The sequence below is a fragment of the Nocardia sp. JMUB6875 genome (genome assembly GCF_041154655.1).
Classification (GTDB): Bacteria; Actinomycetota; Actinomycetes; order Mycobacteriales; family Mycobacteriaceae; genus Nocardia.
The window spans coordinates 1-19,423 of sequence record NZ_BAAFGR010000006.1 but is presented as its reverse complement, the minus strand read 5'-3'; the positions used below and the strand labels follow the sequence as shown (position 1 = coordinate 19,423).

Here is a 19,423-nt window from a genome sequence, read left to right as displayed (position 1 = left end):
CGAATCAGACCCGGGCCAGCTGCACCAGTTGGGCCGCCAGTTCCTCGTCGGTGATGGGGGTCAGCGTCAGGTCCGCGGCGGTGGTGAGCAGGTAGCGGCCGTCGCCGGAGAAGTCGAGCCAGGTGCGGTGCCGGGTCGGCGGGGACAGCGGATTCGCGGGTTCGACCGTGACGGTGATGAATCCGCGCCCGTCCACCGGTTCGCGCAGCTTGCGTCGGAAGCGGTCGGCCTCCGCGCCGGTGCCGGTGGCGTCGGGATAGAGCACCGCCTGCTGCGGTTCACGCAGCGGCTCCAGCTGCCCCGGCGGCGCGGACCCGATGACCTCGACCAGTTCGCGGCCCAATTGCTCTGCGGGGCACAGCGATACGGTCACCGAATCCGGCAGTGAGACCAGGATGCCCACCCGCTGCTGGGCCACGGCCGCGAAGGCGAGAATGCGCCGGGCCCGCGGACCGGCGGTGTGCTCGCCGTAGAGGGTGACCGTGGTGGTGTCGGTGCGGGCGCACAGGGCCAGCGCCGCGGCCAGTTCCGGATCGGTGCGGCGCAGGAAGCGCTGCGGTGATCCGCCCAGCGCGGGGGCCGCGAATCGCGGTGCGGCCTCGGCGCTCTCCCGGCTCTCCGAGCCGCCGGGCACGGGCGGGGTCGTGTCGAGCGGGTAGGGACGTCGGGCCAGATCGGTCTCGCGGGTCCAGATCATCGCGAACTCGTCCGGGGTCAGAATCCATTTCACAGTGGCCGACCCCCCTTTCTTCGGTACCACCTCCGTCCCGTCGCGACCCTACCGGAGAGATTCTGCGGGTGCTGGGTGTCGCCGGAGAGCTCGATCTGTGACCTGGCGCACTGTCATGGCGGATCGGCTATCGAACCGGACCCGCGAAAGGCAGGACGACGGTGCACGAGACGGGTTGCGCGCGGCCGGGATCGAGGGCATTGAGCACCACGCGCACGGCCACCGGATCCGCGGGCAGCTCGTAGTGCTCGGTGTAATCGGTCGGGCACAGGTCCTGCAGCACCACATTGTCGACGTTCGGGCCCTCCAGCAGGCCGGTGGTCCACGGCGTGGCGATCTCGTCGTAGCGCGAGACCACCGTGGTGAAACGGATATCCGGCGCGATGGCCGGATTCGCGTTCAGATCGATGGAAACCGCTGAGCCGGGCGAGAGTTCACACGGACCGCACTGCTGGACGACCTGTGCGCCGAGTGCCGTCGACTCCAGCAGCGGCTGCAGGCTCGCGATGCCGCTGACCGTCGAACCGTGCAGCGGCGCGGCGAGCGCCACGTAGTGGTCGATCTTCGGGATGCCGCCGAGATGGTTCAGCAGGTAGAACGGCACCGCGCCGCCCATCGAATGACCAACCAGGTCAACCTTTTCCGAGCCGGTGGCGGCGCGCACGCGATCGATGAAGTCGGAGATCTGCCGGGCGCTCTCGGCGATGGGCGTGATCGCGCCCAGGACGGGGCCCAGTGCGCCGGTGCCGTAGGTCGTGGTGAAGACGCAGTACCCGGCGTTGGTGAGCACCGGCGACAGCGAGTTCCAGGTCACCGTGTCATTGGACAGGCCGTGCAGCAACACCACCGGATTCGGATGCGCCGCAGTGGGTTTGCACGACCAATCGTTCGCTCCCGGCGGGTGCTGGCCCGGTGTGGTGAGCTCGGCGGCCAGCCCGCCGAAGTAGCTGTAGGAGGGATCGGGCTCGTCGGCCGCGGCCGGGCCGATCGCCCCGAGTGAGGCCGAGGCGGCGGACAGGATCGCGATGGTGAGGCGGGTGGCCAAGCGCATGGGTACTCCCGGATTCGAGGCCGGTCGGCCGCCTGGCGCCCCCTTCGCGTCAGGCGTGACCGACCGGTCGGTCACAGGCTATCGGCTGTGTACGCTCAGGGGAAGACACAGTGCGCGAGAGGATTTCGGTCATGCCCAAGCCCGCGGAGCCCGGCCGCAACGCCCTCCTCGACGCGGGCGCCGAGGTCGCCGCCCGGACCGGCCTGCGCGGACTGTCGGTGAATGCCGTGGTCGCCGCCGCGGGCATGGCGAAAGGCAGCTTCTACCACCACTTTCCGGATCGGCGCAGCTATGTCATCGCGCTGCACCGGCGCTATCACGAGGAATTGACCGCGGCCATCTTCGCGGCGGTCGGCGACCGGCCGCCGGGGCGCGACCGCTTGCGCGCCGGCATCACCGTCTACCTGGACGCCTGCCTGCGCACGCGGGGCACGAAAGCGTTTCTCGCGCAGTCCCGCACGGACACCGACCTGCTCGACGAGGTGACCACGCGCAATCTGTCCTTCGCGGCGGTCATCGCGCCCGACCTCACAGCCCTGGGCTGGGCCGATTCGGCGGCCGTGGCGCATCTGGTCATCGCCATGGCGGCCGAGACCGCGCTGGCCGAACTGTATTCCGCCGCACCGCGTCCCGAGTTGCGCGCCGCACTCACCGCCCTGATCGAACGCACCCCGGCCTGACCGGTCGCCGCGCCTCCGCTCGCGGTTGCTCAATCACGTTGTGAGGCTGGGTAATCGGCGAGCTCGGCGATGGCGCTGTCGAACCCGCGCGTGGCGGTGTCGATGATCAAGGCCCGCACCGCGTCCGGATCCATGCCCGCGAGAATGGCTCGCCGGATCTCGGCGTGCAGGGCCCGGTCCAGGCCCGCCAGCGCCGCGGCCACCAGTCGAGGCGTCGGATCATGGGGTTCGGCGTCCGTCGCATCGGAGAGTGCTTGCGCCAGTGCGGCTTCCGACCGCTCGCCGAGCTGACGCAGGCGGGCCTGCAGGGCGGGGCTGTCGTCGATCAGCTGCCAGAACGCTGTGGCCGCGGGGGACAGGCCGAGGGTGGGATCGTCGCGGTGGACCCGATCCAGGAAGGCGCGCCGGATGGCCGCGGCCGCCGACTCGCCGGGCTCCCGCTCCCGGACGGCCGCGGCCATGCGATCGGCGACCTCGTCCTGGCGGTCGAAGAACAGATCCTCCTTGGTCGGGAAGTAGTTGAAGGCGGTGTTGACCGAGACGTTCGCCGCCCGCGCGATCTCGGCGACGGTCACCTTGTCGAATCCCTTCTCGGCGAACAGCGCCATGGCCGCGTCGGCCAGCGCGGTCCGGGTGGCGAGCTTCTTCTCCTCGCGCAGTGCCAACTGCTTCTCCTCGATGCCGACGACCTCTTCTCACTTCGGAAAGCAGTATAGGTGTGACACTAAAATTGGTGTCACACCAAACTTCGCGCTACGGTCGAACCCATGACCCTCAGATTCGGCATCTACGCGGGCGGACTCGGCGGCGATCAGTACGGCAATGTCACTCCCGGCCCGCCCGAGCGGGCCGACCGCATCACCGAAGCCTTGGACGCGCTGCACGGCGATCATCCGTTCCTGGTGCGCGGGTACGTCCTCTACAGCGATGCGCGCGGCGGATTCCAGGAGGCCCCGCCGCGGCCGTGGCAGTACGCCGGGCCGCACCGCAAGCTCGATCTGGTGGTGTGCTTCCACGAGCCCGGCGACGATCTCACGGGCTGGCTCGAATTCCTGCGCCGCCAGCTGCGCGAGCACGGGCCGGTGCTGGCCTCACTGCAGGTCGCGGAGGAACCCAACCACGCGGGTCCCGGCGGCAATGCCGACTACCCGAACGTCCGCCAGGCCGTCGTCGAGGGCGTGCGCGCCGCCCGCGCGGAGGCCGACCGGCTCGGCCTGGACGTCCGCATCGGCTGCAACTCCACGGTGATCCTGGATCCGGCCCAGGAGTTCTGGACCGACCTGGGGCGCAGGGGCGGAAGCGAATTCGCCGCGGCGCTCGACTACGTCGGCCTGGATTTCTTCCCGGACGTCTTCCGCCCGATCCCCGCCGACGGCCTGGAAGCCGCGGTCACCGCGATCGTCACCGGCTTCCGCCGCGAAAGCCTCGCCGCCGCGGGCATTCCCGAGACCACGCCCCTGCACATCACCGAATCCGGTTGGGCCACCGGCCCGAACCGCTCCTACGCGCGGCAGGCCGAGGTGCTCGAGACCGTGGTGCGCCTCGTCGACGGCCTGGCCGCCGAGCTCAACATCACCACCTACGAACACTTCGGCCTGCGCGACTCCTACAGCGATCAGGGCGATATGAATCTCGAATTCGGGCTGCTGCGTTCGGATTACACGCCCAAGCCCGCCTTCGAGCGCTACCGCGACCTCATCGCGAAGTACAGCACTCCGGAATAGCCGTCAGGCGGGATCGACCTTGATGGTCATGCCGGCCCCGCGCAGCCGCTCGGTCAGCGCGTCGCCCATGGCCGAGGCCGGGGTGAGAATGCCCGCCAGCTCCGGCAGGTCGTCGAAGGCCAGGCACAGCCCGGACTGGCCGAGCATGACCGAGGTGGCCTGATAGCCCGGATCGCCCTTGCCCGCGAAGGTGCACAGGTACTTCGCGCCCGAGGTGGTGTGCGCGAAGGTGCGCATGGTGAACCAGCCGCTCTTGCGGGCCTGCTCGCTCGGACCGGTGCCCGGCTTGGGCACGATGCGGTCGATCAGCTTGCGGCCCACCGACACTCGCGACAGCACCGCGCCCGCCGCCATGGTGGCCACGATGCCGCCCGCGATACCCGCCGCGACCAGCGGCGCGGCCGTCGACGAACCCGCGCTCATGACCTCGCGGTAGCGGAAGTTCTTGCCGTAGGGCCAGCCCAGCAGGCCGTTGGAGCGGCGCACGATCTTGGTGTTGTGCGCGCCCATGATGAAGGTCGCCACCCAGCCGTCCAGGCTCGGATCGATGGCCGAGGCCCGCGACAGCGCCTGATCGCTCTGGCGGCCGACATCGGGCTCCATGGCCTTGTCGGGGCTCAGCGAATAGGGATGCGACATGATCGAACCCTTGCGCGGATCCTCCGCGATGGCCTCCATCATGGCGCGCCCGGAATCGATGGTGCCGCCGCTGGCCCCGCCCTTGAGGCTGGCCACCAGGGTGACATCGGTGAGCTCGCCGGTATTGTCCGCGACGGTGCGCTGGTAGAGCTGGTACACGCTCAGATCCGACGGAATCGAGTCGTAGCCACAGGAATTCACGATCTTCGCGCCGGTCTCGGCGGCCTTGTCACCGAAGCGGTCGATGCAGTCGCGAATGAACAGCGGCTCACCGGTGAGATCGGCGTAGTGCGTGCCGTTCTCGGCGCACGCCTGCACCAGCGGGAACCCGTAGCGCAGGTACGGGCCGACGGTGGTAACGACCACCTTGGTCCGCGCCGCCAGCGCGTCCAGGCTGGCTTGATCGTTCGAATCCGCCTGCACCAGAGGCCATTCCGCGGCACCGGCTCCCAGTTCGGCGCGTACCGCGGCCAGCTTCTCGGCCGACCGCCCCGCCAGCGCGATGCGGGCATCCGCCGGTGCGGCCTCCAGCAGGTACTGCGCGGTGAGCTTCCCGACGAAACCGGTCGCTCCGAATAGGGCGATGTCGAATTCCCTGTTGGCCATTGCTTTTCCCATCGGGTGAGGTGTCACGCCTTGGCAGCGCGCTTGCGAGTCTTCTTGGCGGGCCCCCCGGTTGTCGGCTTGGGAGCCGGACGGCTTGCCAGCCATTCATGATGTGCGCGACCGAGTTCGGTTACCGGCTCATCGCCGTACAGCCACTCCCGCGCGATGCGATGCCAGTTGCCCGTCGCCTCGAGCTGCCCGAGCATGCCGAAGGTCAGGAAGTCCGCGCGCCGCGAGAACAGATGCTCCGGCGGCAGATTCTGCTGCTTCATCCCCTCGAAGTCGGTGGCCCGCGGATCCACCGCCAGCACGAACGCCCCGGACGCCAATTCGGGCGTGATGGTGAGCTCCTCGTCCACCAGCGCCCACTCGCACGCGGCCAGCACGTACTCCAGGCATTCCTCGGGCGTGATCTCCTCCGGCGATTCGATGACACCGCGCTGGATCATCAAGTCCCGCAGGTCCTCCGCGCGCTCCTCGGCCGCCGCGCGAATGCAGATGGCCTCGAACTGCACGTGCTCGGGATCCATCCGGTTGTAGAGCCCGAAGTCCAGGAACGCCACCCGCCCGTCCGCGCCCAGCAGCAGATTGCCCGGATGCGGATCGCCGCAGAACTCGTTGAAGGTGAACAGCGAACCCACGTAGAAGCGGTAGATGATCTCGCCGATCCGATTCCGCTCCGCCGCCGGCAGTTCCCGGATCTCCTCGAACCCGCGGCCCGGGAAGTACTCGCTGACCAGCACGCGGGTGGTGGACAGCTCCGGATAGGTGGTCGGCACCACGATGAACGGATGCCCGGTGAACAGCTCCGAGATCTGCTTCTGGGTATTGGCCTCGGCGACGTAGTCGAGTTCGCTCTCCAGATTCAGCCGCAGCTCGTCGAGCACGGCCGGGGTCACCCACGGCATGGCCGACTGCAGGATGCGCCGGAACATGGCCAGGTTCTTCAGATCCGCGCGCACGGCCGCGTCGATGCCCGGGTACTGCACCTTCACCGCGACCTCGCGGCCGTCGTGCAGCTTTCCCTTGTAGACCTGCCCGATCGACGCCGCGGCGATGGGCTCCGGATCGAATTCGGCGAAAACGGCCTCCAGCGGCTTGCCGAAATCCTCCTCGATGACCGCCTTCATGACCTCGAACGACACCGAGGGCGCGCTGTCGCGCAGCACCGCCAGCCGCCGCTGGAACCGCTCCCGATGCTGCGGCGGAACCAGATCCAGGTCCAGCACGGACAGCATCTGCCCGAGCTTCATGGCCACACCCTTCATGGTGCCCAGCACCATGACCATCTGCTCGGTGGCCCGGATCATGGACTCCTCGGCCATCCGCGCCCGCACGGCCTCGGAGCGGCCGCGCATCGATCGTCGAGTCTTCTGAGCTCGCAAGGCATTACCGGCAACGGCAATACCCAGCTTCGTCCCCCGCGCGAGCCTGGATGTGGGCAGCTCTTTCGCCATCAGTGACCCTCCATGGGAGCCAACACCCCCGTTGGTGCCGACACGGCGAAACCGCATGACTGGTCCGCCACGAGTCAGCCTAACCACACTGAGAACTCGAGTGCTAGCTGTCAGCTAGCAGTATTTTCCGGATCCGGTAGCACGTGCGGCTTGGAGTTGAAGTAGTGCCGATCGCCGCCCGCCCGGACCATCCCCTCGATGGCGCTCCACGCCATCATCGTCAGGTAGTCGAGCATTTCCTCGCTGGACATGGTGCGGTTGGAGATCCACCAGTCCGTCGCCAGCTGCACGCCGCCGACCAGCACGTAGGACCACAGCATCGACCCCTCGGTCTGCACGTTGCGGTCGAAGGCCTTGTCCACGATGACCGCCGAGACCACCTGCGCGAAGAGCTTCTCGAAGTCGGCGAGGGTGGAGGTGTCGGTGGCCGAGCCGTTGCCCATGATGAATCGATAGACGTCGGTATCGGAATCGACCGTGTGGACGTAGGCCGCCAGCGTGTTGCGGACCAGTTGGTATTCATCGAGGTCGTCACTGATCGCCTCGTAGATGCGCGGCATCAGCGTGGTCTCGATGAACCGCTCCATGGTGGCGCGGGTCAGATCCTGCTTGTCCGAGAAATACCGGTACAGAACCGTTTTGGAGACGCCGATCTCGGCGGCGATCTCATCCATCCCGGCATCCCCGCCGCGCTTGCGGATGGCGGCGAGGGTGCCGTCCACCAGCTCCTCGCGCCGATCGATCTTGTGCTGCTGCCAGCGGCGTTTGCGGCCGTCGACACGACCACCGCGTGGGCCGGCGGCCGCCTCCATGGCGGCACTCACGGTGCCTTTGGTGGTCACGCTGCGTTGGCTCCTTGTTCGCGTCCTGGGCCTGGGCCTATTCAGCTTAAGCCTCCCATGCTGTGGAACGGCGCCGATCGGGACGGGCCCGGTGGCGGGGAGTTCGTCACACCACGCGCCAGAATGGAAGATATGGAGCAACCTGTGGGCAGTGCCGGGGTCCTCGACACCATCGAGCCCGGGCCCAGGAAGACCACACCGTCGGGCGGCGGTGCCTTCGCCGAATTCCTGGACGAGGACGGCAAGAAACGCGAACTCTGGCGGATGAAGGCCATCGCCACCGGCTTTCTGCTGGCCGCCACCATCATCTACATCGTCTGCGCCTGGACCGATTCGCGCGGTGCGGGCGGGGCGTGGGTCGGCTATGTGAAGGCCGCCTCGGAGGCCGGCATGGTCGGCGCGCTGGCGGACTGGTTCGCGGTCACCGCGCTCTTCCGTCATCCGCTGGGCCTGCCGATTCCGCACACCGCCATCATTCGCAAGAAGAAGGATCAGGTCGGCGCGGGCCTGGGCGAATTCGTGCGCGAGAACTTCCTGTCGCCCGATGCCGTGGCCGACAAGGTGAATTCCGCGCAGATCAGCCTGCGCCTGGGCCGGTGGATGGCCGAACCCGGTCACGCCGAACGCATTTCCGACGAGAGCGCGACGATTCTGCGCGCGGTCATCGGCGTGCTGCGCGACGAGGACGTCGAGCAGATCATCGATCAGACCATCGTCAAGCGCATCGCCGAGCCGCTGTGGGGCCCGCCCATCGGCCGGGTGCTCAACGAGCTGATCGCCGACAACCGGCAGGCCCCGCTGCTGGATCTGCTGGCCGAGCGCGCACACCAGTGGGCGCTGGACTCGCAGGAGACCCTGGACCGCATCGTGAACCGCGACGCGCCCTCCTGGGCTCCGAAATTCGTGAATTCGCTCCTGGCCGAGCGCATTTATCGGGAGCTGGTGGAATTCACCTGGAAGGTGCGCACCCAGCCCGACCACGAGGTGCGGCTGGCGGCGAATCGCTTCCTCGAGGATTTCGCGAACGATCTGCAATTCGACGACGCCATGATCGAGAAGGCGGAAAAGATCAAGACCGAGCTGATGACCCGCCGCGAGGTCAACGGCCTGGCGCAGGCCACCTGGCGCGCGGCCAAGCGCATGATCCTGGAATCGGCCGACGATCCGAATTCCACGCTGCGCCGCAAGGTGTCCGACAATGTCCAGCAGTTGGGCGAGCGGCTCTCGGCGGATCCGGCCATGCGTGACAAGGTGGACGGGTGGCTCGAGCGGGGCGTCCGATATCTGGTCGCCAATTACGGCGCCGAGTTCGCGACCCTGGTCAGCGACACGGTTGCCCGCTGGGACGCGGACGAGGCCAGTCGCAAGATCGAATTGGCCGCGGGCAAGGATCTGCAATTCATTCGCATCAATGGCACGGTGGTCGGTTCCCTGGCGGGCCTGGTCATCTACGCGGTATCGCATTTGCTGTTCAATGGCTGAACAATTGTCCAGAAAGCGTCGCGGGCGCGGCGCCGGCTGTTTGCCGCAATGGTGCTAGCAGAGCGCTTGCAAGAGCTAGCACCCCGTCCTAGAATTGACCGCACAACCGCCGGAAGGTGAGTGATGAAGCACGATCCCGAGGTTCCCGAATCGATCGAAGGCGACGCAGCGGAGACGTCCGCCGCCGGAGACCGGTCGGGCCGCGTAGCCAACGCGGCTCACGACATCGGGGGCTTCATCCGGTCGCAACGCGAGGCCGCCCAGGTCTCGTTGCGACAGCTCGCACAGCTGGCGGGGGTGAGCAATCCGTACTTGAGTCAGATCGAGCGCGGGCTGCGTAATCCGTCCGCCGAGGTACTCGCCCAGATCGCGAAGGGTCTGCGGGTCTCCTCGGAGGTCTTGTACATGCGGGCCGGGTACCTCGAACAGAGGCCGCACGGCCCCGTCCGGGATGCCCTGCTGGCAGACGTCAATCTGACCGAGCGTCAGAAGCAGGTCCTCCTGGACATTTACGAATCGTTCCGACGGGAAAACCAGACGGACGAGGACAGAGGGGACGCAACGGACCTGATGGGGGGCGTTCCCGGGGGAAACAGGGACAACGAGGTTCCGCACCGCACAACCGAAGTTCCGCCACGCCAGGAGAACGAACCATGACCGAGCCCAAGCTCACCACCACCGTGACCAAGCCGCTCTACGCCACCGTCGGCGCGGGTGACGCCCTCTACGCCACCGTGCTGGACGTCGTCTCGCAGATCCGCGAGCGGGCCAACTCCGCAGACGTGCAGGGCCGCATCGAGGAAGCCCGCGAGCGCTTCGCCAACCTGCCGGCCGACCTGCAGGGCCAGGCCGAGACCCTGCGCCAGCGCGTGCAGGCGCTGCCGTCCGAGCTGCCCGAGGACCTGGCCGAGCTGCGCGAGAAGGCCACCCCCGAGGAGCTGCGCAAGCTGGTCGACCAGTACTACCACCAGCTCCTCGACCTGTACGCCGACCTGGCCGCCCGCGGCGAGGAGACCGTCGAGAAGCTGCGCAGCAACCCGGCCTTCGAGGAGCGCTTCGAGCAGGTCGAGTCGCGCTACAACGACCTGCTGGCCCAGACCCAGGATCTGGTCGGCAAGGTGACCGAGCAGGTCGGGCCCTACATCGGCCTGGCGCCGAAGGAAGAGGCCGCCGAGGAGGAGGCCGTCGACGCCGAGGTTGTCGATGTGACCACCGAGACCGCGCCGGTCGAGGACGCCCCGGTCAAGAAGGCCGCGCCCGCCAAGAAGGCGCCGGCGAAGAAGGCCCCGGCCAAGAAGGCCGCCCCCGCCGCGAAGAAGTAATTCGCGCACACTCGAAAAAGCTTGTGGCCCTCGCACAATGGCGTGCGGGGGCCACAGCTGTTTTGTAAGGGTTGTGTTCGGAAGCTCGTGTCGCGGTGAGAAGCCCTGGTGGCCAGGGTCTTCCTCCGTATGATGTGTGGGGTGATGGGAATTACCGGATTGATTCTGTGGGTGCTGCAGCTGTGCGCGCTCGGTATGACGGTGTTCGCCCTCGTGCACGCGATTCGTCAGCGTCCGGATGCCTTCACGGCCGTGGACAAGCTGACCAAGCCCGTGTGGATCGCCATTCTGGCGGCCTCCCTGGGTGCGCTGCTGCTGGCCCAGACCCCGGTGGGGATCCTCGGCATCGCGGCGGTTATCGCGACCGGCGTCTACCTCGCCGATGTGCGTCCCAAGGTCGATGAGATCCAGCGCGGGCCGCGCTGGTAACCGGCCCTTCTGAAGGCCACCGAAACCTTCGGCCGCCCCCGGATCATCCGGGTGGCGGCCGATTTTTTTTCACACCAACCCCCTGGCCAGGGGTGAAGTCGGTCCCGACTCGGAAACTTTTCGGGTGCTTGCACTAGCAAGCACGGGTGACGCGGGTTACTGTATCGAGCAGTAACACAAAGGAGTGTCCTTATGCGGGCAATGCTGCCTCATCCTGCGGACCTCGGCCGGAAGGTCCGCGACCTGCTGCGCGATCAGCGCACGCACCTGCGCACCCGGACCTACGGCAACGCGGATCTGAATCCACCGGTCGGCCCGTACGAGGTCGTCCCGGTCACCGCCTCGGATGGCGCCCGGCTCCGCGTGCACGCCTACGGCCCCGCCGACGGCAACGTCCTGGTGCTGGTGCACGGCTGGACCTGCTGCCTCGAATACTGGAACCCCCAGATCAACGCCTTCGCCGGGGAATACCGCGTCATCGCCTACGACGTGCGCGGCCACGGCGAGAGCGAAGCGGGCACCGCGCCGCTCACCACCGATCAGCTCGCCGACGATCTCGCCGATGTGCTGGACGCGGTCCTGAAGCCGGGCCAGCGGGCCGTGCTGGTGGGGCACAGCCTGGGCGGCATGACGATTCAGGCCTGGGCCGGGCGATACCCGCAGCGGGTGCGGCGGCAGCTGCTCGCGGTGCTGATGACCAATACCGCGGCCGGCGATCTGATCGCCGAGACCACGGTGGTCCCGTTCTTCAATCGCGGCCTGGTCAAGCTGCCGTTCGTGGTCGGCCTGCTCGGCCTCAGCGCCCCCATCGTCTTCCCGCCGATCGCGCCCGTGCGCTGGCTGTTCCGGCGGCAGATCATGAGCCTGGCCTCGACCGGCGATATCGCCGACTTCGCGCAGAACATCGTGCGTTCGTGCCCGGCGCGGGTGCGCGGCCGGTTCGGAACCCTGTTGTCCTACTTGGATGTCGGGCGCGGCGCGGCGAATCTGACCGTGCCGACCACCGTCATCGCGGGGTCGGCCGATGACATGACACCGCCGGTGCATGCCGAGCGGATCGTCGAAATGCTCACCGCGGCAGGAAGTTTGGCGGGTTTCAAAACCCTGCCGACCGGGCATCTGGGAAATGTGGAGGCGTACCGGGAGTTCAACGACGAACTCGCCCTGGTCGCCGCGTCCGCGTTCGGTGCTCCGGCGCGGGTGGTGGGTGCCTGAGGGGTGGTTCCGGCCACCCCTTGGGGACCTTATCGGGGACGTCCATCGACCCGAACATTGTTGTATAGCAAGAAGATATATACGTGCTTGCACTAGCAAGCACCCCGGTTAGCGCGCTACTGTGGTCTGGAACACAAAGGAGTGCTCATGTTGGTGAAACTGCCGGAGGCGGGCGTGGATGCGCTGACCGCCCCCTTTCGCCCCGGACTGCGGTCCCGCCGCTACAAGACGGCTGCATTCAACACCCCGCGTCCCGCCGAAATCATTCCCGTAACCACCCGTGACGGCGCGAAACTGCGTGTACACGCCTACGGTCCCGCCGACGGCGAGGTCATCGTGCTGGCCCACGGCTGGTCCTGCGCCATCGAGTACTGGAACCCGCAGATCAACGCCTTCTCCGGCGAGTACCGGGTGATCGCCTTCGATCAGCGCGGCCACGGCGAAAGCGACTGCGGCACCCGGCCTTTCAGCGCCGACCAGCTGGCCGACGACTTCTCCGACCTGCTCGACGCCGTGCTGGGGCCGGACCAGCGGGCGGTGCTGGTCGGACACAGCATGGGCGGCATGACGATTCAGGCCTGGGCGCAGAAGTACCCCGAGCAGGTCCAGCGCCGGGCCTCGGCGGTGCTGCTGGCCACCACGGCCGCGCGTCAGATTCCCACCCGCGCCACCGTGATTCCGCTGCTCAATGACGTCATTCCCGGTCCGGAGTGGCTGGCCGTGGCGCTGTTCGGCACGCCGGTCCCGCTGCCCGGCGGCCGGGCGATCAACCTGGTCGCCAAGAGCCGGCTGGCCAATCCGGCCGCCACCCGCGACGAGGTCGCCTTCGGCGTCTCCATCGTGCGGTCCTGCCGCCCGTCGGTGCGCGCGGCCGTGGCCCGGGGCCTGGTCAAGCTGGATCTGCACGGCGCGGCCGCGAATCTGACCGTGCCGACCACGGTCGTCGCGGGCTCCTACGACCGGCTGCTGCCCGAGGTGCACTCGCGCGAGATCGCCGACACCCTGGAAGCCGCGGGCTACCTCGACCGCTACGTCGTGCTGCCGACCGGGCACCTGGTGAACATCGAGGCCCAGCACGCCTTCAATATCGAACTGCACCGGGTCATCCGGATGGCCCGCCGCGGCAACGTCGCCGCCGCGAGCTGACGCTCGACCCTCGAAACGAGAAACGCCCGCCCCGGTGAGAACCGGGGCGGGCGTTGGCTTTCAGGGCCTACTCGAACACGACGGTGCGGCGGCCGTGCACCAGCACGCGGCCCTCGAGATGCCAGCGCAGGCCGCGGGCCAGCACCACGCGCTCGATATCGCGGCCCTGGCGGACCATGTCGCGCACGGTGTCCGCGTGGTCGATGCGGATCACGTCCTGTTCCAGGATCGGGCCCGCGTCCAGCTCGGCGGTGACGTAGTGGCAGGTCGCGCCGATCAGCTTCACGCCGCGCGCGAACGCCTGGTGGTACGGGCGCGCGCCGACGAACGACGGCAGGAAGCTGTGGTGGATATTGATGGCCTTGCCGGCCCAGTGCTCGCACAGTTCGGCGGGCAGCACCTGCATGAAGCGGGCCAGCACCACGGCGTGCGGGTCGTGGGCGTCGACCAGTTCGCGGACCTGCTCGAAGGCCGGGCCGCGTTCGGCCGGGTCCTTGGGGAACGGCACATGGTGGAACTTGATGCCGTGCGCCTCGGTCATGCCCGCCAGGTCCGGGTGATTGCCGATGACCGCCTCGATGGTGGCGGGCAGCTCACCGCTGGTGGCGCGGCCGAGCAGATCGTGCAGGCAGTGGCCGTCCTTGGAGACCAGCAGCACCGCGCGGCGGCGTTCGCCGGAGTCGAGCAGCTGCCAGTCGGCTCCGAGGTCGGCGGCGATGGCGCTGAAGCGGTCGCGCAGCTCGGCCAGCTCGAACGGCACGGTGGCGGCCTCGATCGCCTGCCGGGTGAAGAACCAGCCGGTCTCCAGATCGGAGTGGTAACCCGCCTCCACGATCGAGCCGCCGAAATCGGCGATGAACGAGGTGATGCGGGCGATGATGCCGGGACGATCCGGGCAGCCCAGGGTGAGCACGTAGCGACGGTCGTCCGGGGTAGAACTCATTCGGACATCTTCCCAGCAACCGTTCGGCGCGGGATCAAAGGGGTGAACCAGTGGTTCCGGTCACAACGCATAAAAGGCGTCGGCGTAGCGGAATTCGCCCTTGATCTCGAGCTCGTAGGCGGTCAGCGGGCGGACCTGGAAGTGGGAGGTCCAGTCGGCCACATCGGGGACGATGCCGAGGCGGGTGCCGGGGACGAAGCCGAAGCGGGGGTAGTACTCGAGGCTGCCGAGCAGGCCGACGAGGGGTTCGTCGAGGGCGTCGGCCGCGCCGAGCGCGGCGTGCATGAGGGCCGAGCCGATGCCCTTGCCCTGTTGCTCGGCGTGGACGCCGATCGGGCCCAGGGCCAGCACCGGGAACGGGCCGATGCCCGCGCGGGTGAGGCAGACGTGGCCGACGATCCGATCCTGGAATTCCGCCACCAGCGACAGGGTCGGGATCCAGGCCGAGCCGTCGTCGCGCAGGTGGTGCACGAGACCGACTTCGACGGGGTCGCCGACCGGTGGGGAGACGGGGATATCGCCTTCGGCAGCCGCGGAGCGATCGAAGGCGCTGCGGTGCACCGCGTCGATCGCTACGGCATCGCCGGTACGTTCACGACGGATCAGCACACCTACAAGCATGCGCGACGGCGATGGCGGCCCGCAACGAAATTCGCCGGGCATATGCCAAACTCGGTGCTCATGGCACAGATTTCCCGTCGTGACGTGGCGGCGATGATCGATCACACCCTGCTGGCCCCCGAGGCCACCCCCGCCGATGTCACCGCGCTGATCGACGAGGCGCGCGAGCTGGGGGTGTTCGCGATCTGCGTGTCCCCGTCCATGCTGCCGGTGCGCGCGCCCGGGCTGGTGGTGGCCACGGTCGCGGGTTTCCCGTCCGGCAAACATCATTCGCTGGTGAAGGGCGCGGAGGCGCGGCTGGCGGTGGATCAGGGCGCGGCCGAGGTGGACATGGTCATCGACGTCGGGGCGGCGCGGGCCGGGGACTTCAACGCGGTGCTGTCCGACATCGTCACGGTCCGCGAGGCCGTCGGCGACCGGGCGCTGCTCAAGGTGATCCTGGAATCCGCCGCGCTGAGCGATGAGGCCATCGTCGAGGCCTGCCGGGCCGCCGAGAAGGCGGGCGCGGATTTCGTGAAGACCTCCACCGGTTTCCATCCGGCGGGCGGGGCGAGCGCGCATGCCGTGCGGCTCATGGCCGAGACCGTCGGCGGGCGGCTGGGCGTGAAGGCCAGCGGCGGCATCCGCACGTCGGCGCAGGCGGCGGAGATGATCGCCGCCGGCGCCACGCGGTTGGGACTGTCTCGGTCTCGTGAAGTGCTGGAAGGGTTTCCGGGCTAGCAGCTGACGGTCTGCTGCCCCTGGCTCTGATCGGCGGTCACCGTGGTGTGGCCGCCCTGCAGGGTGACGTGCAGCCCCGAATTGGTGACCTCCACCTTGGTGGGCTGCAGGCCCATCGGGTAGGTCTGCAGGCTCTCGGTCAGGGCCTGCACGATGCCGGAGACCAGATCGGTGGGCAGCCCGAAGCCGAGCAGCGACGCCTGCATGGTGTCGACCTCGATCTTGTCGCCGACGATCTTCGGCTTGACCTGCAGCTGGGCCAGGCCGGCCAGCACCGAGAAGCTCAGCGTGCCGGAGTTCGGGTCCGTGGCGGTGGCCGACACCAGGCCGCCGAGGGTCTTGGTGATGCCGTCGGTGCTCCAGGTGACGTCGGCGTTCGAGCTGCCGATCGTCAGTTCCCGGCCGTCGCTGCTGTATTCGACGTCATCGAAGACCGAATGCACCACCATGCCCTGTGCCGAACCGAATTTCACGTCGTCGCTGTCGACGTTCACCCTGGAGACCTTGTGGTCGAAGGCGGTGAGCAGCAAGGGCTTCCAGCCGAACGAGACATCGATCTTGGATCCCATGCTGGCCTCGAACTGGGAGCTGATGCACTTCTCCGCCCGGTTGCGGGCATACGCCTCGCCACCGGCCAGGCCGCCCGCGAGCAACAGCGCCACCACCAGTCCCACGATGAGCAGGGTCTTCTTGCGATTTCGCGGCTTGCCCGGCGAGCCGCCCTGTCCGCCACCGACTTTCGCCGGCGGCGGCGGGGTGCCGGGCGGAATCGGACCGGCTCCGTAGGCGGCGTCGCCGGGGTGGATCGCCTGGGTCGGGTGCTCGCCGAGCACCTCTGTGGGGTGATGGCCGAGGACCTCGGTCGGGTGCTCACCGAGCTGTGCGGTGGGCTGCTGGTCGAGGTGGGGATCGGTCCACCACTCGGCCTGCTGAGTCGCCGCGGCGTCCGGTCCCGTGTGCCCGTTGAGCACCTCGGTGCGCGAGTCGGGCTGCGCGCCTAGGACTTCGGTGGGCGTGCTGTCCGGTTTGCCGAGGTCGAGCGGCTGCGCGGCGGGATTCGCCGGCTGCGCGGGGTTGGCGTCACGGGTGGTCGCGTCGTCCGAGGTCGGGTTCGAACTCATGGGGCCGATTCTTCCCGAGGTTTCTGAGTGAGCTCTGTGCTTCCCGTGAGGTGTCGGCTTACCGGGACGGATTGTGACGTAACGCACATGGGCGCGGCCTATTCTGAATGTCATGGCTGGGAACGCGGCACCGGAGCCCGATCCGGAACACGGGTGGTCGGCGCTGCGGGACCAGGCCGCCCGGCATGCCGGGTATTTCACCACCCGCCAGGTGCTGCGCACCGGGTGCGAGAACCTGATCCGGGACGGGCTGCGCGACGGCAGCATTCTGCGTTCGGGGGTGGGGCTGCTGCGGCTGGCCGACTGGCCGGACGGTCCGCTCGACGAATACGCCATGTGGGCGGCGTGGTTCGACGGTGCGGCCGCGGTCTCGCATCACAGTGCCGCCGAACTGCACGGTCTCGGGCGGTTGCGGCCCCGGTTCGTGCACCTGTCGGCGCGGGTCGGACGGTTTCCGCTCTCGCCGCGACTGGTGGTGCTGCGGCGCAGTTTCGCGCGCAATGACGTGGAATCGGCGGGGGCCTTTCTGGTGACCACCCCGCTGCGCACGGTGCTGGATCTGGCCGAGGCGGGCATCGGGCAGGCCGCGCTGGACGAGGTGGTGGCCGACGCGGTCGCCATCCACCGCTGTGCCCGCGCCGAAATCCGTTCCGCCAGTGCCGCTCTGGATCCGGCGACGGCGGCGCGGCTGCATCGCTCGCTGAGCCGCACCCAGCAGGACCCGCGATAGGGATTTCACGGCGCGGGGTTCGAGTTTTCCGGCGCGAGATTTCGTGGCAGGGTGACTGTTCATGGGCAAGGTCAGCGCGGGCGTGTGGGATCTGGTGTTTCCGCCGGGACCGCCCGATCTGATCGCGGACATGTTCTCGGCGGCCGTGGTCGCCGACGCGATCCGGCCCTATGACGCCGATCTGGCGCAATCGGTGGAGACCTGCCGGGACTGGCGGCGCGGGTATCACCGGGTCTTCCGGGGGATGACGGCGCTGGCCATCGGCGCGCCCGAGGTCTCGCTCGGCATGGCCGCGGCGGGCCTGAAATCGGTGCGGCACATGCTGCGCTTCGCGGTCGGGCGCACCGTCGCCGCGCTGGACACCGTCGACGTGGACGCCGAGGCCGCGGCGGCCGAGCTGGAGACCGGCGAGGTGGCGGGCGAGGGCACGGCGGTGAAGCGGCTCGAGGTGCCGTGGCGCGGGCAGGTGCTGGCCGAGGAATCGCTGCGGCTGCGCCTGGCCGAATGGCAGACCCACGGGATTCTGGAACCCGACTTCGTGGCCGCCGTCGAGCGGGTCATCGACCATCCGGAATGGTTGCGGCTGCCCGGTTTCCGGGTCACCGTGACCGGCGCGGGGGCGGAGCTCGGGCCGTTGCGGCCGCTGCTGGCCTGGGGTGCGGATGTGCTCGCGGTGGATCGGCCGGGGCGGGCGCGCTGGGACAAGCTGCGGTCGATCGCGGCGGCCGGGGCCGGGATCATGCGATTCCCCGTCTCGGACAACGAACCCGGCGTCGACATCTCCAGAAGCTTTCCCGCACTGGCCGGTTGGATCTCCGCGCACAGCGACGCCCGCCCGGTGCTCGGCCTCTACGCCGAACTCCCCGGAGCCGCCGGGGTGCGCCTGGCCGCCGCCTCCGACGTCCTCGCCGAAACCCTGCTGCGCCACCATCCCGACGCGGCCCTGGCCCTGCTCGGTTCCCCCACCGACACCTACGCCGTACCCGCCTCCGTGGTGGCCGCCGCCCGAGATCAACTGGCGCAGCGCGGTTTCCGCGGCAGCGCCCAGGACCTGATCCACCGCGTCGCACCCCACTCGCTCTACCGCCTCAACTACACCCGCCCGATCTTCGACACCGACGGCGGCGCCTGGGGTCTGTTCGACAACCTCCCCGCCCTCGCGGGCCCGGATTACGCCTTGGCCCAACGCCTTCCCCGCTGGCGAGCCGTCCTCGCCCAACAGTCGGGCCACCCCGTCTCCTTCACCGTCGCCCCACCCGCCTGGACCCGCACCCTCACCCGCGAACCCGCCTGGCGCACCGCCGCCTACCGCGCCTCCGCCCGCTTCGGCATCGAGGTCTTCGACCCCGCCACCGCCCGCACCCTCCTCGCCGCCAAACTGGTCGCCGACCTGAATCCGCCGGAGGAGTCTCCGGTGTCCGAGGCGGATGGGGCCCGAATGTCCAACCCGGAGGCTCTTTTCGCGACCGGCGCGGCCCACGGCGGCCTGTGGCGGCAGCCGTTCGCGCCGCGCTCGCTGCTCGCCCCCGCCGCGATCTCCGGCACGGTCCGGGAGCTGCTCCACAAGCTCCAATGATCCGCGCGTACTCGCGCGGATCATTGCAGCCTGCGGTCGGCCGATGGTGCCCCACCGAGGGGCCGGGGTTCGGGGACCGTAGGTGGACAGCGTAACTCGCGGCGGCCGCTCAGGGCAGGGGTGCGACGGCGGACCAGGGGACCGTCAAGACGTTGTCGCGCAGGCGGCGTCGGTAGTGGCGCAGCGGAAATCCTTGTTCGCGTAGGAGATCCGCGGCGTGGCGCCAGCGGACTCGCGGGCCGTAGGGGGCCAGGGGGGCGGCGACGGCCCAGGCGCGGTCGGCGGCGGTGAGGAGGGCGTGGATGGGCTCGCCGGGGATGTTGCGGTGGATGAGGGCCTTGGGGAGGCGTTCTGCGATGTCGGAAGGGGTTTCGACGGTGAAGGGGTCC

The 19,423-nt window shown here is 68.8% G+C and carries 19 protein-coding genes and 2 pseudogenes; 11 read left to right on the top strand and 10 right to left on the bottom strand.

Annotated elements, in window-relative coordinates; all coding sequences use genetic code 11:
* Positions 1-4: 4 nt before the first annotated feature.
* Both ACAM49_RS02825 and ACAM49_RS02820 read right to left on the bottom strand, forming a co-directional pair.
* Positions 5-730, bottom strand: coding sequence for an ESX secretion-associated protein EspG (locus ACAM49_RS02825; RefSeq protein WP_369633869.1), 726 nt, complete (start codon positions 728-730; stop codon positions 5-7).
* 127 nt (positions 731-857) lie between these two features.
* Positions 858-1,781, bottom strand: a complete 924-nt coding sequence (locus ACAM49_RS02820) for an esterase/lipase family protein (protein WP_369633868.1) — start codon at positions 1,779-1,781, stop codon at positions 858-860.
* Positions 1,782-1,912: 131 nt separating this feature from the next.
* Here ACAM49_RS02820 and ACAM49_RS02815 point away from each other — a divergent pair, with 131 nt between their 5' ends.
* Positions 1,913-2,461 (top strand): TetR/AcrR family transcriptional regulator, encoded by a 549-nt coding sequence (locus ACAM49_RS02815; protein WP_369633867.1) that lies wholly within the window; start codon positions 1,913-1,915, stop codon positions 2,459-2,461.
* Between the two features lie 29 nt (positions 2,462-2,490).
* Here the strand turns inward: ACAM49_RS02815 and ACAM49_RS02810 are convergent, their stop codons facing one another.
* Positions 2,491-3,126 (bottom strand): TetR family transcriptional regulator, encoded by a 636-nt coding sequence (locus tag ACAM49_RS02810; protein WP_369633866.1) that lies wholly within the window; start codon positions 3,124-3,126, stop codon positions 2,491-2,493.
* Positions 3,127-3,228: 102 nt separating this feature from the next.
* On the opposite strand from ACAM49_RS02810, the gene ACAM49_RS02805 reads away from it, so the two are divergent.
* Complete coding sequence (locus ACAM49_RS02805; RefSeq protein ID WP_369633865.1) at positions 3,229-4,185, top strand: hypothetical protein; 957 nt, start codon at positions 3,229-3,231, stop codon at positions 4,183-4,185.
* A 3-nt stretch (positions 4,186-4,188) separates the two neighbouring features.
* Here the strand turns inward: ACAM49_RS02805 and ACAM49_RS02800 are convergent, their stop codons facing one another.
* The 3 genes from ACAM49_RS02800 to ACAM49_RS02790 form a co-directional block, all read right to left on the bottom strand.
* Positions 4,189-5,430, bottom strand: a complete 1,242-nt coding sequence (locus tag ACAM49_RS02800) for a trans-acting enoyl reductase family protein (protein WP_369633864.1) — start codon at positions 5,428-5,430, stop codon at positions 4,189-4,191.
* A gap of 23 nt (positions 5,431-5,453) precedes the next feature.
* Complete coding sequence (locus tag ACAM49_RS02795) at positions 5,454-6,887, bottom strand: ABC1 kinase family protein (protein ID WP_369633863.1); 1,434 nt, start codon at positions 6,885-6,887, stop codon at positions 5,454-5,456.
* A 110-nt stretch (positions 6,888-6,997) separates the two neighbouring features.
* Complete coding sequence (locus ACAM49_RS02790) at positions 6,998-7,699, bottom strand: TetR/AcrR family transcriptional regulator (RefSeq protein WP_369633935.1); 702 nt, start codon at positions 7,697-7,699, stop codon at positions 6,998-7,000.
* A 294-nt stretch (positions 7,700-7,993) separates the two neighbouring features.
* Between ACAM49_RS02790 and ACAM49_RS02785 the strand changes: the two genes are divergently transcribed.
* The 6 genes from ACAM49_RS02785 to ACAM49_RS02760 all read left to right on the top strand — a co-directional run bounded on the left by ACAM49_RS02785 (position 7,994) and on the right by ACAM49_RS02760 (position 13,323).
* Positions 7,994-9,211, top strand: a complete 1,218-nt coding sequence (locus tag ACAM49_RS02785; protein ID WP_369633934.1) for a DUF445 domain-containing protein — start codon at positions 7,994-7,996, stop codon at positions 9,209-9,211.
* Positions 9,212-9,334: 123 nt separating this feature from the next.
* Positions 9,335-9,868: a helix-turn-helix domain-containing protein gene (locus tag ACAM49_RS02780; RefSeq protein ID WP_369633862.1), complete on the top strand. Its 534-nt coding sequence runs from the start codon at positions 9,335-9,337 to the stop codon at positions 9,866-9,868.
* Positions 9,865-10,533 carry a heparin-binding hemagglutinin gene (locus ACAM49_RS02775; RefSeq protein ID WP_369633861.1) on the top strand — a complete coding sequence of 223 codons (669 nt, stop codon included), beginning with the start codon at positions 9,865-9,867 and terminating at the stop codon, positions 10,531-10,533. Before ACAM49_RS02780 ends, ACAM49_RS02775 begins: the two co-directional genes overlap by 4 nt.
* 132 nt (positions 10,534-10,665) lie before the next feature.
* Entirely contained in the window at positions 10,666-10,962 is a 297-nt protein-coding gene (locus ACAM49_RS02770) for a DUF2516 family protein (RefSeq protein ID WP_040813756.1), read from the top strand.
* A gap of 192 nt (positions 10,963-11,154) precedes the next feature.
* Positions 11,155-12,177 (top strand): alpha/beta fold hydrolase, encoded by a 1,023-nt coding sequence (locus ACAM49_RS02765; protein ID WP_369633860.1) that lies wholly within the window; start codon positions 11,155-11,157, stop codon positions 12,175-12,177.
* A 147-nt stretch (positions 12,178-12,324) separates the two neighbouring features.
* Positions 12,325-13,323 carry an alpha/beta fold hydrolase gene (locus tag ACAM49_RS02760; RefSeq protein WP_369633859.1) on the top strand — a complete coding sequence of 333 codons (999 nt, stop codon included), beginning with the start codon at positions 12,325-12,327 and terminating at the stop codon, positions 13,321-13,323.
* A gap of 67 nt (positions 13,324-13,390) precedes the next feature.
* Here ACAM49_RS02760 and purU read toward each other — a convergent pair whose 3' ends face one another.
* Both purU and ACAM49_RS02750 read right to left on the bottom strand, forming a co-directional pair.
* A complete protein-coding gene (gene purU, locus ACAM49_RS02755) occupies positions 13,391-14,266 on the bottom strand; it encodes a formyltetrahydrofolate deformylase (RefSeq protein WP_369633858.1) in 876 nt (291 codons plus the stop codon).
* 60 nt (positions 14,267-14,326) lie between these two features.
* On the bottom strand, positions 14,327-14,875 hold the full coding sequence (locus ACAM49_RS02750) for a GNAT family N-acetyltransferase (protein ID WP_369633857.1): 549 nt from the start codon (positions 14,873-14,875) through the stop codon (positions 14,327-14,329).
* Between the two features lie 54 nt (positions 14,876-14,929).
* On the opposite strand from ACAM49_RS02750, the gene deoC reads away from it, so the two are divergent.
* Complete coding sequence (gene deoC, locus ACAM49_RS02745; protein WP_369633856.1) at positions 14,930-15,607, top strand: deoxyribose-phosphate aldolase; 678 nt, start codon at positions 14,930-14,932, stop codon at positions 15,605-15,607.
* Here the strand turns inward: deoC and ACAM49_RS02740 are convergent.
* Positions 15,604-16,728, bottom strand: a complete 1,125-nt coding sequence (locus ACAM49_RS02740; protein ID WP_369633855.1) for a DUF2993 domain-containing protein — start codon at positions 16,726-16,728, stop codon at positions 15,604-15,606. The two genes, deoC and ACAM49_RS02740, sit on opposite strands and share 4 nt — an antisense overlap.
* Before the next feature lie 112 nt (positions 16,729-16,840).
* Here ACAM49_RS02740 and ACAM49_RS02735 point away from each other — a divergent pair, with 112 nt between their 5' ends.
* The gene (locus tag ACAM49_RS02735; protein WP_369633854.1) at positions 16,841-17,458 is read left to right on the top strand and encodes a hypothetical protein; all 618 of its coding nucleotides are present in this window, start codon (positions 16,841-16,843) and stop codon (positions 17,456-17,458) included.
* A gap of 383 nt (positions 17,459-17,841) precedes the next feature.
* A pseudogene (locus ACAM49_RS02730) lies at positions 17,842-17,895 on the top strand (hypothetical protein); the annotation flags it as partial.
* A 1,248-nt stretch (positions 17,896-19,143) separates the two neighbouring features.
* On the opposite strand, the pseudogene ACAM49_RS02725 reads toward ACAM49_RS02730, so the two are convergent.
* Positions 19,144-19,423 (bottom strand): annotated as a pseudogene (locus ACAM49_RS02725) (class I SAM-dependent methyltransferase); the annotation flags it as partial.

Excerpts from the sequence above, each read along its gene's own strand:
- ACAM49_RS02785 (WP_369633934.1), top strand. The coding sequence starts at position 7,994 with ATGAAGGCCATCGCCACCGGCTTTCTGCTGGCCGCCACCATCATCTAC.
- ACAM49_RS02800 (WP_369633864.1), bottom strand. The coding sequence starts at position 5,430 with ATGGCCAACAGGGAATTCGACATCGCCCTATTCGGAGCGACCGGTTTC.
- ACAM49_RS02770 (WP_040813756.1), top strand. The coding sequence starts at position 10,666 with ATGTGTGGGGTGATGGGAATTACCGGATTGATTCTGTGGGTGCTGCAG.
- ACAM49_RS02765 (WP_369633860.1), top strand. The coding sequence starts at position 11,155 with ATGCGGGCAATGCTGCCTCATCCTGCGGACCTCGGCCGGAAGGTCCGC.
- ACAM49_RS02820 (WP_369633868.1), bottom strand. The coding sequence starts at position 1,781 with ATGCGCTTGGCCACCCGCCTCACCATCGCGATCCTGTCCGCCGCCTCG.
- ACAM49_RS02740 (WP_369633855.1), bottom strand. The coding sequence starts at position 16,728 with ATGAGTTCGAACCCGACCTCGGACGACGCGACCACCCGTGACGCCAAC.
- ACAM49_RS02815 (WP_369633867.1), top strand. The coding sequence starts at position 1,913 with ATGCCCAAGCCCGCGGAGCCCGGCCGCAACGCCCTCCTCGACGCGGGC.
- ACAM49_RS02775 (WP_369633861.1), top strand. The coding sequence starts at position 9,865 with ATGACCGAGCCCAAGCTCACCACCACCGTGACCAAGCCGCTCTACGCC.
- ACAM49_RS02760 (WP_369633859.1), top strand. The coding sequence starts at position 12,325 with ATGTTGGTGAAACTGCCGGAGGCGGGCGTGGATGCGCTGACCGCCCCC.
- ACAM49_RS02735 (WP_369633854.1), top strand. The coding sequence starts at position 16,841 with ATGGCTGGGAACGCGGCACCGGAGCCCGATCCGGAACACGGGTGGTCG.
- ACAM49_RS02780 (WP_369633862.1), top strand. The coding sequence starts at position 9,335 with ATGAAGCACGATCCCGAGGTTCCCGAATCGATCGAAGGCGACGCAGCG.
- deoC (WP_369633856.1), top strand. The coding sequence starts at position 14,930 with ATGCCAAACTCGGTGCTCATGGCACAGATTTCCCGTCGTGACGTGGCG.
- ACAM49_RS02790 (WP_369633935.1), bottom strand. The coding sequence starts at position 7,699 with ATGGAGGCGGCCGCCGGCCCACGCGGTGGTCGTGTCGACGGCCGCAAA.
- purU (WP_369633858.1), bottom strand. The coding sequence starts at position 14,266 with ATGAGTTCTACCCCGGACGACCGTCGCTACGTGCTCACCCTGGGCTGC.
- ACAM49_RS02795 (WP_369633863.1), bottom strand. The coding sequence starts at position 6,887 with ATGGCGAAAGAGCTGCCCACATCCAGGCTCGCGCGGGGGACGAAGCTG.
- ACAM49_RS02805 (WP_369633865.1), top strand. The coding sequence starts at position 3,229 with ATGACCCTCAGATTCGGCATCTACGCGGGCGGACTCGGCGGCGATCAG.